This window comes from Mesorhizobium sp. P160219 (genome assembly GCF_057786095.1).
Genome location: NZ_JBYNWG010000001.1, coordinates 2,162,340 through 2,176,469, shown reverse-complemented (window position 1 = coordinate 2,176,469; position 14,130 = coordinate 2,162,340). Strand labels below are relative to the sequence as shown.

Sequence of the window (14,130 nt, the reverse complement as noted above, 5' to 3'; positions counted from 1 at the left end):
CCTTTACAGATTCCAATCCTGGACGCTAAGCCAGCAGCGGCCACTCGCTGCTGTCCAATCAACAAGCCCCAAACATCAGGTCGCGGTTATATACAAAAAAGCCGGCCACCTTTCGGCAGCCGGCCAGTGCAAACAAGGAAGGGAACGTTGCACTGATGGGGCAGTGCACCGTCCGAAGCGTTTCCAGGCGACAATGTTCCACCGATGAGAGAACAAAGAAGGCTTCACCGCCAGCGCACATTCCCCTTAGCCGCGCTGTGTTGCCGTCGCCTGGTGTCTAAAGGCCTTTAACCAGCCACGGATCGGTGTCGTATCCGAGGCGCGGCTTTTCCGGCGTTCCACCGGCCGGCAATTTAACGGTTCCGGTCGGCCTGCAGTCCAGCCCGAGCACCTGCTTCTTGGCCGAGTGCTTCGTAGAGCAAAGGTCCGTGGCGTGACTCACCACCACCTTCTTCTCCTTGGCAACAGCGACACCAGTCCCAGCGATCACGATCGCCGCGCAAAACACAGCTAATCTCATCATACTCCCCACCGTTGCTCCTCCCCAAAAACGCTGAGCATGACGTTACGGCACATTTAAATTAGCGCAAGCGAATATTAGCTGCCTAGTCCCTTCACATCGGCTCTGGTCGCCTCCCCCTTGCTGCCGGCGCCTTGCGATACCGGCAGCGCGATATGGTAGGATGGGCGCATGCCTGCTCATGATCGGAGGGCCGATGTACATGACTTGACCTACATCGCAGAGGACTGCAACCGTCAAGTTTCCCAAGTCGTCGTGGCGATGAACGATCGCGTCGAGGATCGCTTACTAAGCGGCGTTTACTAGGTTCCGCTGGTCTAGCCCTACGCGATCACACCATAACCACGTGATGACAATCAGCCATGTGTGTGGCGCGGCGGGCCTGTTCCGCTTGTGGCCGGCGCCTACCCACCCGGGTTCCCCAACCATGGCGTCGGCCATTTTCGTTCTCTCAGCTATTATAGGCCTTTGCTATCGGCCTATGTGTCGGCCTTGGATGGCGAGATCGCGGTTAGATCACCTCGTTCGTTTGGATGTTTCGCTGGCGTTGGGAGGAGGCGCATATGTTCGCCAGCCGGCGGATACCACACCGCCCCACCGGTCAGGCCCAGCGCGCCCGCTGCAAAGTCCCCGCAGACGGCTGCTGGGCCGCTGCTGGCAGCGGCTACTTGCTGACCATCCAATTTGAATGGGTCGAGCACACCTAGCTGTTCCTTGAAGAACGAAGGGAACGCCACCGGGAACTGGGTTCTAGCTAGCATGGCTAGGCTGAAGCGGCCCGCGCTACCCCACGAGGAAAGCGCGGGCCTGACCATTGCCGTCGGTCGGCAGCGGGAAGGCATTCACACCGAGCGCTGCGATGGACGAACTTTTCCATTTACGCGTCAGTTCAATAACAAATACTTGTTCAGAATGGGACGAGCCATCCTGGATGGGCAGTACCGAGGCTGGTTGAATGGCTAACTTGTCATGCCACCTTAGTCAGGCGAACCCTCCGGGGAACCTCCCATGAGATAGCCTCTGCTTCAGGTCGTTGGCATTCAGGATGGCTGCCAGCTCTTCGGCATACTCCATGTCGGGATGGTCGATAGATGGGTGGCCCGCTACAATAGCCGGCAGCCCGGTGAACACGTCGAACACCGTCCACGTCCCATCTAGTTCCCGCCTTACCTCGTACCGCAGAGTTGCCATGAGGGGATCATATAGGTCCGCGTTAGGGGTAGGGAATATTTGGTCCACGGTGGCGCCGGGCCGCCTGAAAGCACCGAGATGGTCGGCGCTCAGTAGCGAGCCCGCCCACCCGACATTTCGAATACCACGCCGGTATTGAAGTTGATGGCGTCCGAGCACAGCCAGGCCACCATGTCTCGCGCCGGCGCTGCCTCGAGTCGGATAGCCTCGAGCGGGCTGCACGAGGGAAGCGCGGGCGCATGACCGTGGTGCCTACATTCGTCGTGACCAGGCGCCCACCTCATATCGGCCGACCACCACGCTTCCGCTTGCATAAGCCTCGGCGCGAATTCGATCTTGCAGCGTTTCGGGACCGAGTTCTGAAGCTGCGATAACGCCCATCTGCTCCATGACCGGAGCCATGGTCGTTGCGAGATCGGAGATCAGATCAATGCCGCTCATACTGTCTGATCCACCTCCGGCGAGAGCACTTACCGCCATGCTAGGGGCCGGCAGCCCGGCTTTTACGAAGGTCGCATGGAGCTGCAGGCCCATGTTGGGGTTGGTCCCTACACGACGAAATGTCTCCACAATGCACCGAAAGCAGTTGTCGTACGTTGGGACGGAGGGAAACGAGGCAGCGCCAGTCCAGTCGACTTCGTGGAATACCATCACGCCCCCTTGACCAAGATGCCGCGCAACCCCCCTCAACATCTCGACCGGATCGGGCGCGAACATAAGGACGTATCGGCCAACAACTGCGTCGAACGCTATATCGAAAGTGAAGGTGGCAGGATCACACTGGTGGAAGATTACATTCTCCAAACCACGTTGCGCGGCTCTCGCCCGAGCAGCGTCAAGAGCCTCCGCCGACCTGTCAGAGCCGATAACAAGACCTGTGGGTCCGACAATATCAGCCGCGAGAAAGGCGACATCGCCAGCGCCGCTCCCCACGTCAAGGACATGCATTCCCGCTCGAAGGCCAGCTCGCCGCAGGTAATCCCGGGTCATCGGGTCAACCAATGCCGCCTGCGTCGCTAGCCTTCTCAGTTCTCTTTCCGAATGTCCCAACTCGTATTCGTGCTGACGTTCGCTTGTCATACTGGCGTCCCCCCGGATGAAAAAGCACAACAAATCAGGGCTTGAATGCAGGCCTTGGCGCGATCTGAAGCCGAGCGGCTCATGCCTACTTTAGAGATGTCTAACATAAATATCTGAAAGGGTGCCGTCTAGGCGCATCCTCAAACGAGAGAAGTCCTTCAGAGAGGGCGTGACGGCTTGGCCACCAGCACGGCAGACGACAAAGCGCGTTTTTGTCCGGCAGGGGCCTTCTGGCTTCTGGTCAGGCACGGATGGCCTCAACTAGTAGTCAGTCCGATCGAGCACGACTCTGGAAAGAAGCTCAAGATGCCGTGGAGCACGGGCGGCCGGTTGAACAGCGTAACAACTCAGCATAACGTCTTGAACACCGCAGCCGGGTGGCAAATGCCTTCTGATCTCGCAAATGAATTTCTTTGCCTGGCAGACTTCGAACCTGCTGCACGTGATCGTTTGCCCCATGCCGTCTATGAGTTTATCGCCGGCGCGGCTGGTGACGAAATTACGATGCGGGACAATGTAGGTGCGTTTGACCTGCTGCGGATCAGGCCGCGGGTTTTGCGGGACGTCTCGAAGATCGACACAAGCGTTACGCTCTTCGGTGAAAGGCTCTCTCATCCGATCTTTCTGGCGCCAACGGCATTCCAACGCATGTCACACCCCGAGGGCGAAGTGGCTGCCGCTCGCGGGGCGGGCGAAGCCGGTGCGATATTCACTCTGGGAACCAGCGGAACAGCAACCATCGAGGAATGCGTGGCCACAAGCCCTGTGCCGATCTGGTTCCTGTTGTATTGGCAGAGCGATCGAGGTTTCAACCGCGACCTTGTCGCCCAAGTCGCTGCGGGCGGAGCGAAGGCGATCTGCGTAACGGTGGATATGCCAACACTCGGCGATCGGCGAAGGCAAATGCGAGCCGGTTTCAAAATTCCCGATGCGCTCGCCACCCCTTATTTCAATGACCGCAATACAGGCCTCTTCAAGATCGGTGGTTCGCCAAAGCGTGCAATATTGACATGGCCGGATGTTGAGTGGCTCCGTTCTCTCACAGCTCTGCCTATCGTGTTGAAAGGCATCCTTGATCCTGAGGACGCTGAACTGGCGATAAGCTCAGGCGCGGACGCCATTGTGGTTTCCAATCATGGCGCACGGAACCTCGACACGCTGCCGGCAACGATCGATGCACTGCCGGCAATTGCCGAGCGGGTGGCCAGCAGGATTCCAATCATTATCGATGGCGGCATCAGACGGGGAACGGATGTTTTGAAGTCTATCGCTCTTGGAGCAACCGCGGTGATGATCGGCCGCCCATATGTTTATGCGCTTGCCTTGGGCGGATCGGATGGGGTCAGGCACTGTGTTGACCTGTTACGCCGGGAATTTGAAACGGCAATGGCGTTAACCGGGAGGACCTCAATTGGCGAGATTGATCGAAGTCTCATCTGGTGACAAGCAGGGGGATGGATGTCGCTGAGGGCTCCGGGGATGCCGACACGGGCCATCTACTTGTGCTCTGGCCAAGGTTGGGACGTTGCTTCGATGTGCATTTCAGAGTGGCGGGCGGGTCCTTACAGGAGAAGAACATTTGCTTGAAGTGAGAGGGGTCCACAATCATCATGAAGATAATCTCACATGCGGAACAGCGGCGGGAGGAATGGCGAGTTGGAGTAGAAACCCGGATGCTTATATCCGCTGAGAACGGCGCGCTTCAGCTGTGCATTTTCGAGCAATGGGTAGCGCCGGCTATGGGCGCCCCGACGCACAGTCACCGTGTTGAAGAAGTGCTCTCTGTGGTCGCCGGCAAAGCAGAGATTTGGATCGACAACGAGTCGGTTAGCATAATCGAAGGGCAATCACTTGTTGTTCCGGCTAATCGAAAACACGGGTTTCGAAACGTCGGCTCTGAAACCCTTCACATATGTGCCGTGCTCGCATCATCAATTTTCGAGGCGGTCTTTGATGATAGCGAGCCTGTCCGTCGCTGGCTACCATCAGCGGCAGACTGATCCCGAATTTCGACGATTATCGAGGCGCGCAGTACGCGATCCGTGCCGTGGGCAACGAATGGGTCAAAGGAGTTCTGCACTCTTTGATCGACAAAATGATAGCCTGCCCCAAAGAAGGTCATCGCACGCTCGCTGAGCGTATTGCTCGCCTAAATCGCATCCTGGATCGGACCTTAGAGCCCGGATAGCGCGTTAGTCTGTACGCGACATCGCCATGTCCGGAAATCGACCGTTTTCCGAACAGCAGGCCGAGACCCTCCAGAGAGGCAGGAACCGAAGCCGCATGTGTCCAGAAATTATGTACAGAATTCTATTGTGTGGATAACCCTTTCATGAAACAATCCGCACATGCTAGTTGGCTACGCGCGCGTTTCGACCATCGATCAGAACCTTGACCTGCAGCGTGACGCCCTCACCCGTGCCGGCTGCACGAAGATTTTCGAGGAAAAGAAATCCGGCAGGTCCGGTACCAAGCGGCCGGAGTTCGAGGCTGCCCTCGCCTTCTTGCGGCCCGACGACGTCCTGATCGTCTGGAAGCTCGACCGACTGGGGCGATCCCTGGTCGAGATGATGCGCACCATCGACACGCTACGGCGCAGCGAAGTGGCTTTTCAAAGTCTCACCGAACATTTCGACAGCGAGACCGCTCATGGGCGTTTCGCGTTGCAGATGCACGGAGCCATGGCCGAGTATTTCCTCGACCTTAACCGCGAGCGCACAATGGAGGGACTCAAGGCAGCCCTTGCCCGCGGTCGCAAAGGAGGACGTAAGAAGAAGCTCACTGACGGGGACTTGGAGGCCGCGCGCGCACTTTTGAGGGCGGGCACAATCCCCGTCGCAGAAATCGCTCAAAGGCTAGGAGTGTCACGCACGACGTTTTATTCTTATTTCCCGTCCGCTCGCGCTAGCTCGTTGCGTTGACCGAATTCGTGAGTGCTCAAAGCTTCAATGACAGGCCGCGTCACGCTGATTACGACTCACGATGCGTGCCGAGAACCCGACCGTCGGCTCCACCTGTGTCTCGGCAAAAGCCGGTCGAGTGAATACCAGCCTGCTGCCCAGCCCGAAGGCGGCAGCGGCGATGGCGGATTCGACCAAGTGCGGCTCGGCGGTTCAGATCTGCTGGCTGGCAGATGGAAGGAACCGACCAAGTCTGGAAGTTAGTTCCATTGCTGCCGCGCCAGGATCATCCCAATTGGCGTATGGTCTGACGAGACGGGCGTTGCCAGTAATATGAGGATATTGACTTGCAATGCAGCAAGCTGTTCAACGGCACACTTGAGCGGTGGGCCGGCAGTGAAAAGCAATCTCTCCTACAGCCGGAGCATTCTGGCGATGGAAGACAAGGAACTCGAGGTCTTTGTCCACCGCTGGGTTGCTCGCCAGATCAAGAAGTACCCAGATCACCATCTTTTCGGGAACGTGAATGACCTGGGCCGCGATGCCGTAGGATTTCGCACGCTGGACCGACATGACGGCGAATGGGACAACTACCAGTGCAAGATGCTCAGCAAGCGCGTCGACGACGCCATGATGTATGAGGAAATCGCAAAGATCCTCTTCCATGCCTCGGGAGGCGAGTTTACGCCGCCGGCGGCCTATTTCTTCGTCGCTCCGAAGGGCTTTAACCGCAAAGCCGAGAAGCTCCTCTTCAGCCCCAGCTCGTTCAAGCAGCAAATGCTGGACGAATGGGACGCACGCTGCGCTCGACGCATCCGCACGGGGCCGCCCGTTGTCCTCACCGACAAGCTCCGTGCAGTCATCGGAGCCTACCCCTTCCAGAACATCGCCGGCATTGACCTGCCGAAGATCCTCACGATGGACGATATCAACCTTGTCCTCGCCGACGCGTTTGGAGACGATCCGGGTGAAGCGCCGTCTGGCATCGTTCCAACCAATGTCTCGTCTGACGAGGACTACGTGCAACAACTCATTGGTGTCTACTCCGATAGCGAGGGCCGCCCCTTCGCCGATGCGGCTGAAGTCCTTCGCCACGCGAGTTATGGCCCTGACCTGACTATGCAGAGGCGGCGGTACTTCGAAGCGGATGCCTTCCGCCGCCACTTCCGCGACAACATCGATCCGCAGCACGTAGAAAAGTTCACCGACGAAATCCTCTACGGCGTTTTCGGTGTGCATTCGCAGACGACGGGCCTGGGACGAGTGCGGGATGTGATGACTGCGGCCGGCTCGCTTCCAGTCTCCGGCATCTTTGGCCGGCACAATCGAGCCAACATTTTGGTCAAGCAGGGTACCTGCCATCACCTCGCCAACGATGGGGTACTGTCGTGGAAACGCTGAGGCATATCCCAACGCCGGTCTTCAACGGTTCGGTCGAGACCGGTCTTCGTTCGCTCATCTTGCTGGAGGCGTTCTATCCGGAAAAGCTCGATCTCGATGCGCTGGCGCTGCTCGATTACTTCGTCGTCCACACCGCCGATCTTGGCGGCCCCGACAGCCTTCACCCGGCGCTGCCGGAGCGTGTCGGGGAGTATCGGGTTCGCCGCACGCTGATACAGGAAGCGTTGCACATGCTGTTGCGGGTGAGCCTGATCGAGGTTGTTGAGGCCGTCGACGGTATCAGCTTCGTGTCGGGCGATGACGCACCGGCCTTCGTGAAGCTCCTGAACTCGGACTACAATCGGGACCTTTCGGACCGCGCGAGCTGGCTCGCCGGCCGCGTCCATGACGACGGCGCAGCCGCCTTTGCCTCGATGCGGGACCTGATTGATCGGTGGAGCCTCGAATTCCAGACAGAAGTGGGGCTGCCAAATGGCTGATCGATCGCCATTGATGCAGCTCGAACACCTCACCTACACCGGGTCCGGCCTCGCGACGGTCGGAATCGCGTTCAACGACGACCTGACGATCCTGTGGGGTGGCTCCAACACCGGTAAGACCTATACCGTGGCCACGCTCAACTTCATGTTCGGCGGGGAAACGCCTGAGACGCCGCCCGAAGGCGACAAGTATAAGTCGGCCTTGCTCGGCATTGCGTTTGCGGACGGCACTAGCGTCACGCTGCGACGTGCGCTGCGCGGGGGTGACATCGAGGTTTTCGAGGGTCTGGCTCCGGATGGCATCCTGGACGGTCGAGAAGGCCAGATCCTCGATTCGGTTCATGGCAAGGGTGGAAAGTCCAAGGACGGCAGCCTGTCGGAGTTCCTGCTCGCCAAAGTGGGTTTGGGGACGATCAAGATCGCCTCGACCCAGGCGGCCAAGCTCGACACCTTCAGCTTCCGCTTCTTCATGCCCTACGTGCTGGTCACCGAAGACCGGATGCTCAGCGGCAAGACGCCTACCGAGATCAATCCCAAGAGCAGCGATACGCTGAACAAGAACACGTTCAGGTTCCTTCTGACCGGCCGGGATGATTCCGCCATCGCCAAGATTCCGGACAAGAAGACGCTCGACGCGGGCAAGACGGGCAAGCTCCAGCTGCTCGACGAGATGATCGCCGACCTTGATCGCGAACTGGGTACCCACAATGTAACCGAACTGGTCGCACAGCGCGATCGCCTGCAATCTCACCTAGAGACAATCGGCGAGGACTTGGCGGACGCCCAGGAGCGGATTGACGACTTGTCTGTGCTGCGACGTGAAGCCCTAAATGCCCAGGGCGAGACCGAAGCCCACGCCGCGCAGTTGAGGGCAATGCGGCAACGGTTTCTCGACCTCAAGAGTACGTATCAGACCGATATCCGCCGACTCGAGGCGATCGAGGAAGGCGGCTTCCTGTTGCAGCGGTTCGAAGACCAGCCGTGCCCGCTCTGCGGAGCGTTGCCCGGTCACCAGCACAAGCCTCACCCGCTGGGGGATGTGGACCTGCAGCTCACGGCCGCGCGTGCGGAGATCGCCAAGGTCCGACGGGACATGAGTGGTCTCGAAGTCACCCTCGCCAGTTTGACTGCCGAAGCCGAAGGGCTCGAGAACCGCGGCCGCGCACTCAGCGCCGAGGCCCGCGGGCACTTCGAGGAAATTCAACGCCTCAGGCCAAAAGAGGCGAACCTGCGCACAGGCTACACTGGCGACGTTACGCTGTTCGAGGAAATCGATCGCGTCATTGCCCTGTCGGTTCGCCGCAGCGATCTCGACGCCAAGCGGGCGGCCATTGCGGCGGTCAAACACGGCAAGCAGAAGGCGGCCGGGCTCACGATCGGGATCGACGGGCCAACTGGGCACAAGTTTGCCCAGACCGTTCAACAGGTGCTGGACGTCTGGGGGTATCCTGGGCTCGAGGCGGTCACTTGGAATGACAAGACCTACGACATTGCTGTCAATGGTAAGGCTCGCGGCCGCAATGGCAAGGGCGTCAAGGCGCTGCTGCATTCCGCGTTCTCGGTTGCCTACGCGGTCTATTGCAAGGCCGAGGCGCTGCCTCACCCTGGGTTCTTGGTACTGGACTCGCCGCTGCTCACGTACCGGGAAGAGCTGGACGACGACGATGAGCCGCTGACCGACGAGGAGCGAGCGATCGCCGCGACGTCGCTCGACGAGCGCTTCTACAAGCATCTCGCTTCGGTTTCGAGCTTTTGCCAGATCTACATCATCGAGAACAAAACGCCGCCCAAGGAGTTCATGCCCCGGACGATCGTGTTCTCGAAAGCCGGCAGGCGAGCGCTTTTCCCGGTGTTGGGTACCTGACACTTTCGATGCTGACCCGCTACGGCGAATAACTTACCCGCGTGCCTGTCCTGCGGCCTCTACGACTTGCGGCAAGCAGCCTGTCAGCGAACCCCGCGAACACACGCAGCTTAGCTTGCTCCAGTGCTACTGCCTGTTCGTAGAGCCTCTTATAGGTCCGCCAGTGCATTCCAATTGGCTTGTCCAAAAGTTCGAGCGGGAGGTTTGCGGATCCTCCTAGGCGCTGGCGCAATTTCCGGGCGCTGGAGAGGCATCGAAAGCGAGGATCTTCGCTCTGGGAGCGGTAACTGAGGTCCAAACACAAACGGCAGCGAAAGCCGGTGCCGTCGTGAAGAACTGCGCATTTACGATTGCAGCACGGGCAAATGAACCAGCGTCGCTCGCCGCCGAAATGTTGCCTCGTGGAAACAAGAGCGATCACTTCGCGCACGTATCGCCACTCCTGGGCTGGCCCTCTGCGTTCACACGTCAACTCCAGGCTGTCTGCTTCTGTGAAAATTCTGATGGAACCGCTAGAACGGCCGCCGACATTCCAGGTCAACTCCCCTCTCCGCCCCGGCGCCAGCAGACCGCCCTTGCGCAAGTCCGAGATGCGGAGATCCAGCAGGTCCTCGCACTTCTGGCGGGCTCCGTTTCTCCACCGATTTCCCGATCCTGCGCCGCCCATGGCCTTCTCTGATTTTCCCGCAATAATGTGCAAATCTGAGCAGCTCTTACAACGCACAGCCATAACGAACTCTGACAGCGAAACCCGTATGACGCAGTTCCTTCCTGGTCTGCAGCGCCTTCTGCAATCTGCCTGCCGACTAAGGCAGAGATCGAAGAGCCTTCAATCCGGCAGAAGGATCGCAGAACGGTTATGAGGCGTCGTTCCAATTTACTCCTGGCAAACGGGCGCCCTTGCACACGCGTTTGGAGTCGCAAAGGGATCTTGTCTGCAGAGGATAATTTTGGTCTTACGTGGGGCATCAGATCCATCTCTCACCCCTGCCTTTCTCACGACCTTCTGGCCAGTAGCGCGGCATGCGAAGCTCGAGCACCGCAGGTACTAGCGGCCGACGGCGACAGCGGCGCGTCAGGGAGGGTGCCCTGATGCTCAGCCAGCGACGACGCCCCCGAGTGTGCTCGACCGCTTTCGAGAGGCAGCCAAGCGCTGCGTCGCCCAAGATCATATACGCTGACCATGATACGTCCGCCGGGCGATCTCCCCCTGCACAGCCGACCAGAATGCGCAGAGTTGCTCATCTCGCTCGGCCTCGCCGATGCCGGCATGGGACATCTGCTTGACGAGGGCACCCGTCACCTGGTCGCGGTAGGACTGAGCCGCGCGGAGCGTCGGTTTAGCGAGCATCTTTCCTGCGGTTGAGCGGATGCGGCCGACCCTCCGGACCATTGGAAAGACGATCACCCTACATGGCGGGGTCCAGGTGAAGAGATCAGGCTCTCGCACGGCCGGCTCCCCCGTACTGCTGTGCACCGACGGACCGATCCAGAGCGCCCTCGTTGGCTCCCTCAGTGGTAGATGTATATGCAGGTGACGTGGTCACCCCATTCATGTTGCTGTTTCGGGCTTTATCAGGTGAAGCGGTAACCCGACTCGGGTGATCTGATAACCCCATCGCTTCCGGAGTCGGGTGACCAGGCCGCCCGATTGGGGTGATCTCGTCACCCCGCGTTTTTTTCTTGATAGGGCTAGCTGGGATCGTTTCTGCGCGCCACCGCATGAACTCTTTAGTCGCCGGCATGGCGCTGCGCTCAGGGTAGTCGAGCGAATATTCGGTGAGGATCCAGGTGCTCGCCCTGGTGCGGTTTTCAGCCCGCGCCTTCCAATCAAAATGCCCCTTCTTGGCGAGCTTTACGAAGCCGAGGGCGACGAGCCGTTTGCAAGCTCGATCCGCAGGCACGTTGCTGCAATTCAAAGCTTCGGCCATCTCCTTACCGCTGAAGGAAATATCGCCATTATTCGCGCCGGTAAAGCGCGCCTTGAACTCGACGTAAAGCGCCCGCTCGTAAACATCGAGCGAGCGCCAAGCCGGGCTCTGCGTCATCCACGCATACAAGCGGACGTGTCTTGGCTCTGAACCAGCTCTGCCCTTCATCAGAGGGACCTCGCAAGAATCAGCCGGGATTCGCGAAGTGCCGCGACCGCGTCAGCGGCGCTCAGACCGAATTTCTCCCGCAGCTGTGGGACCGCGGCGCGGTTCTTGTCGCGATCGCCGGTCGCCAACCAGAGGGCTGCCTTCGCGATGGCGCCGTTCTCGGGCATCACGCAGCATCCCCGTGAACCGCGCGGCGCCAAGCCCGGATGCTCAGGCCCCAGGTGCGGCCTCGCTTGAAGGCGCCGGGAATGTGGCCGCGTTCTAGGGCGTGATAAACTTTGCGAACGTCTGGTTCATCGATAGACCTGGCAATTGCATCGGCGCCATAGACAACCTCGGGCTTATGGTCGATCGGAGCATCAGACTTGTCGTTCATGGTGGTTCCTGCTGTTCGCCATTTTCGAAAAAAAAAGTAACAAATGGATCCTAATTGCGCCACGTCGAAAACACTGGTAAGCACCCATATAACGATTACTCGGAAAACTCCGTAACAAGGCAAAGCTCCAATGATCTCTATCCGCTTGCAATGGGAGCGCCCTGCCGATGGTGTGGAATTGGCGTTTGACGGTGATGCCATTCGGGCACGGACGCCTCGAAGTATTCCGGTGACCTATGAAGTCACGGACCTCGAAAATCCGATCGTCCTTCACCTGATCAACTGCAGGACTAATGAGGACCGGGTTGCGTTTCTGTCACGGTTCGGGTTCCTTAGGCAGGACAAGGGCTGGCTTGGAATGACCGGCGTTGAAGTCGAGCAAGACAGGCTGGCAGCGAGCCTCACAGAACCGTTGCTTAGCTTTATTCCGCTCCCCCAAATAGAATACGCAAACAAGCTCATGAATGAGCAGGGCTATCAAGTCTCGCTTCGGCCAGCGTTTGAGGAATTCGGCGGTGAAGGTTTGCGCCTAGTCTTGCATCCAGATTCCCTCTCTAGTTTCATGGCAATGGAGGTCGCATTGGCGCATGAGGCCGGAGCGGCTTTGACGATGTGCGAGCATTGCGGAAAGTCTTTCCTGACAGGGCCTTTGACTGGCCGTCGATCACACGCCAAGTACTGTTCAGATAGATGCCGCGTCGCTGCCATGCGCAAGCGAAACGCGGCAAAGGGGGAATGATCGATGTCCATCCGAAAGCGCACGTGGGCTACCGGCAAAGGTGAGGAGAAAACAGCCTGGGTGGTCGACTACGTCGACACGAAGGGCACGCGCCGGCTCAAGACGTTCTCCAAGAAAAAGGAAGCCGATCAGTTCGAGGCAACGGCCAAGGTGGAAGTCCGGGAAGGCGTCCACGTCGCCGACAGCGCCAGCGCCACGGTGAAGCAGGCGGGCGCCTTCTGGATCGCCAGCGCCGAAGCTGCCGGTCTCGAACGATCGACGGTAGATCAGTACCGGCAGCACCTTGATCTTCATATCGTTCCACTTATCGGCGAAACGCTGCTTTCAAAGCTGTCAGTGCCGGCTGTCAGGGCCTTCGAAGACGACCTTCGCGCCAAAGGTCGATCGTCCGCAATGGTGCGAAAGTTGCTCGTCAGCCTCGGCTCGCTGTTGGCAGATGCGCAAGAACTCGGCCTTGTGACGCGTAACGCTGTTCGGGAGAAGAGTCGGTCGAAGCAGAGGGGAAAGGACAGGCGCCACGAGCGGCGCCAGAAGGGCCGCCTGAAGGTTGGGTCAGACATTCCGACACGCGAGGAGGTCAAGGCCATCGTGGCCGCCCTGGCTGGCCGGTGGAGGCCGTTGTTGCTTACCGCCATCTTTGCCGGCCTGAGAGCATCGGAACTGCGTGGCCTGCGCTGGCAAGACGTGGATCTCGACAAGCGCGAAGTCCACGTTCAACAGCGTGCCGATCGCTTTAACGATATCGGCAAGCCAAAGTCGGAAGCTGGCGAGCGCACGGTTCCGATTCCGCCCATGGTGGTCAACGCGCTGAAGGAATGGAAGCTTGCCTATAGGCGGCCGGTCGTTGGCAAGGACGATGAGGGCAAGTCGATCAGAGAGGATGCGAAGCCGGAGCATCTGATCTTCGCCAACGGCGCCGGCAACGTGGAAAGCCTGGCCAACATCATCAACCGCGGTCTTTTACCAGTCCAGCTCGCCGCCGGTGTCACCATCGCAACGGACAAACAGGACAAAGACGGCAATACGATCATGTCTGCGAAGTACACCGGCATGCACGCGCTGCGGCACTTCTACGCCTCGTGGTGCATCAACCGGCCCCAGGATGGCGGCCTCGGGTTGCCGCTGAAAGTGATTCAGGAACGCATGGGGCATTCCAGCGTGACCATGACGGCCGACGTCTACGGCCACCTCTTTCCGCGAGGTGATGACGCCGAAGAGATGGCCGCGGCGGAGCGGTCCTTCTTGGCTTGACGCGACATAGGCGCGACATAGGCTGCTGAAAGTCTTGTGTCGCATGGGTTATGTTCGGACTGAAAATCCGCGTGTCGGTGGTTCGAATCCGCCTCTGGGCACCATCCCCTCCTCTCCCCATACTCCGTTTTGCCGAAGCTTCTACGCTTCCGTCTTTGCAAGCGGTTGAAATCACTTATTTTTTCGGTCCTAGTGGCGCACTTGGACGCATCTCGACTGCTTTCAGCGTA

The 14,130-nt window shown here is 59.1% G+C and carries 16 protein-coding genes, 1 tRNA gene and 1 pseudogene; 9 read left to right on the top strand and 9 right to left on the bottom strand.

The window, feature by feature from the left end; all coding sequences use genetic code 11:
- Positions 1–277 precede the first annotated feature (277 nt).
- The 4 genes and pseudogenes from AC3EMP_RS10515 to AC3EMP_RS10500 form a co-directional block, all read right to left on the bottom strand.
- A complete protein-coding gene (locus AC3EMP_RS10515) occupies positions 278–523 on the bottom strand; it encodes a hypothetical protein (RefSeq protein ID WP_352713150.1) in 246 nt (81 codons plus the stop codon).
- 978 nt (positions 524–1,501) lie between these two features.
- Entirely contained in the window at positions 1,502–1,711 is a 210-nt protein-coding gene (locus tag AC3EMP_RS10510; RefSeq protein ID WP_352713148.1) for a hypothetical protein, read from the bottom strand.
- 252 nt (positions 1,712–1,963) lie between these two features.
- Positions 1,964–2,152 (bottom strand): hypothetical protein, encoded by a 189-nt coding sequence (locus AC3EMP_RS10505; RefSeq protein WP_352670758.1) that lies wholly within the window; start codon positions 2,150–2,152, stop codon positions 1,964–1,966.
- A 249-nt stretch (positions 2,153–2,401) separates the two neighbouring features.
- Positions 2,402–2,659: pseudogene (locus tag AC3EMP_RS10500) on the bottom strand (methyltransferase domain-containing protein); the annotation flags it as partial.
- A gap of 309 nt (positions 2,660–2,968) precedes the next feature.
- On the opposite strand from AC3EMP_RS10500, the gene AC3EMP_RS10495 reads away from it, so the two are divergent.
- The 3 genes from AC3EMP_RS10495 (at position 2,969) to AC3EMP_RS10485 (ending at position 5,712) form a co-directional block, all read left to right on the top strand.
- Positions 2,969–4,234: an alpha-hydroxy acid oxidase gene (locus AC3EMP_RS10495; RefSeq protein WP_352713145.1), complete on the top strand. Its 1,266-nt coding sequence runs from the start codon at positions 2,969–2,971 to the stop codon at positions 4,232–4,234.
- 167 nt (positions 4,235–4,401) lie between these two features.
- Positions 4,402–4,791, top strand: a complete 390-nt coding sequence (locus tag AC3EMP_RS10490; protein ID WP_352713142.1) for a cupin domain-containing protein — start codon at positions 4,402–4,404, stop codon at positions 4,789–4,791.
- Between the two features lie 348 nt (positions 4,792–5,139).
- The gene (locus AC3EMP_RS10485) at positions 5,140–5,712 is read left to right on the top strand and encodes a recombinase family protein (protein WP_023756171.1); all 573 of its coding nucleotides are present in this window, start codon (positions 5,140–5,142) and stop codon (positions 5,710–5,712) included.
- 24 nt (positions 5,713–5,736) lie between these two features.
- Here the strand turns inward: AC3EMP_RS10485 and AC3EMP_RS10480 are convergent, their stop codons facing one another.
- Positions 5,737–5,889, bottom strand: coding sequence for a hypothetical protein (locus tag AC3EMP_RS10480; RefSeq protein WP_245263608.1), 153 nt, complete (start codon positions 5,887–5,889; stop codon positions 5,737–5,739).
- Between the two features lie 198 nt (positions 5,890–6,087).
- Between AC3EMP_RS10480 and AC3EMP_RS10475 the strand changes: the two genes are divergently transcribed.
- The 3 genes from AC3EMP_RS10475 to AC3EMP_RS10465 are packed head-to-tail and all read left to right on the top strand — an operon-like array spanning position 6,088 to position 9,435.
- Positions 6,088–7,092, top strand: a complete 1,005-nt coding sequence (locus AC3EMP_RS10475; protein WP_352713139.1) for an ABC-three component system protein — start codon at positions 6,088–6,090, stop codon at positions 7,090–7,092.
- Positions 7,080–7,571 (top strand): ABC-three component system middle component 2, encoded by a 492-nt coding sequence (locus AC3EMP_RS10470; protein WP_352713137.1) that lies wholly within the window; start codon positions 7,080–7,082, stop codon positions 7,569–7,571. Before AC3EMP_RS10475 ends, AC3EMP_RS10470 begins: the two co-directional genes overlap by 13 nt.
- Positions 7,564–9,435, top strand: coding sequence for a zinc ribbon domain-containing protein (locus tag AC3EMP_RS10465; RefSeq protein ID WP_488494610.1), 1,872 nt, complete (start codon positions 7,564–7,566; stop codon positions 9,433–9,435). Before AC3EMP_RS10470 ends, AC3EMP_RS10465 begins: the two co-directional genes overlap by 8 nt.
- Positions 9,436–10,603: 1,168 nt before the next feature.
- Here the strand turns inward: AC3EMP_RS10465 and AC3EMP_RS10460 are convergent.
- Genes AC3EMP_RS10460 through AC3EMP_RS10445 form a run of 4 tightly spaced genes read right to left on the bottom strand, consistent with a single transcriptional unit; the run spans position 10,604 to position 11,910 of the window.
- Positions 10,604–10,843, bottom strand: coding sequence for a DUF6074 family protein (locus tag AC3EMP_RS10460; protein WP_352713178.1), 240 nt, complete (start codon positions 10,841–10,843; stop codon positions 10,604–10,606).
- A gap of 28 nt (positions 10,844–10,871) precedes the next feature.
- Positions 10,872–11,483: a BRO-N domain-containing protein gene (locus AC3EMP_RS10455; RefSeq protein ID WP_352713133.1), complete on the bottom strand. Its 612-nt coding sequence runs from the start codon at positions 11,481–11,483 to the stop codon at positions 10,872–10,874.
- Between the two features lie 50 nt (positions 11,484–11,533).
- The gene (locus tag AC3EMP_RS10450) at positions 11,534–11,701 is read right to left on the bottom strand and encodes a hypothetical protein (RefSeq protein ID WP_352713131.1); all 168 of its coding nucleotides are present in this window, start codon (positions 11,699–11,701) and stop codon (positions 11,534–11,536) included.
- Positions 11,701–11,910 (bottom strand): hypothetical protein, encoded by a 210-nt coding sequence (locus tag AC3EMP_RS10445; RefSeq protein ID WP_352713130.1) that lies wholly within the window; start codon positions 11,908–11,910, stop codon positions 11,701–11,703. Before AC3EMP_RS10445 ends, AC3EMP_RS10450 begins: the two co-directional genes overlap by 1 nt.
- Before the next feature lie 130 nt (positions 11,911–12,040).
- Between AC3EMP_RS10445 and AC3EMP_RS10440 the strand changes: the two genes are divergently transcribed.
- The 3 genes from AC3EMP_RS10440 to AC3EMP_RS10430 all read left to right on the top strand — a co-directional run bounded on the left by AC3EMP_RS10440 (position 12,041) and on the right by AC3EMP_RS10430 (position 14,004).
- On the top strand, positions 12,041–12,649 hold the full coding sequence (locus AC3EMP_RS10440; protein ID WP_352713128.1) for a hypothetical protein: 609 nt from the start codon (positions 12,041–12,043) through the stop codon (positions 12,647–12,649).
- 3 nt (positions 12,650–12,652) lie between these two features.
- Positions 12,653–13,900, top strand: coding sequence for a tyrosine-type recombinase/integrase (locus AC3EMP_RS10435; RefSeq protein WP_352713125.1), 1,248 nt, complete (start codon positions 12,653–12,655; stop codon positions 13,898–13,900).
- Between the two features lie 43 nt (positions 13,901–13,943).
- Positions 13,944–14,004, top strand: a tRNA-OTHER gene (locus tag AC3EMP_RS10430).
- The last annotated feature ends 126 nt before the right edge of the window (positions 14,005–14,130 follow it).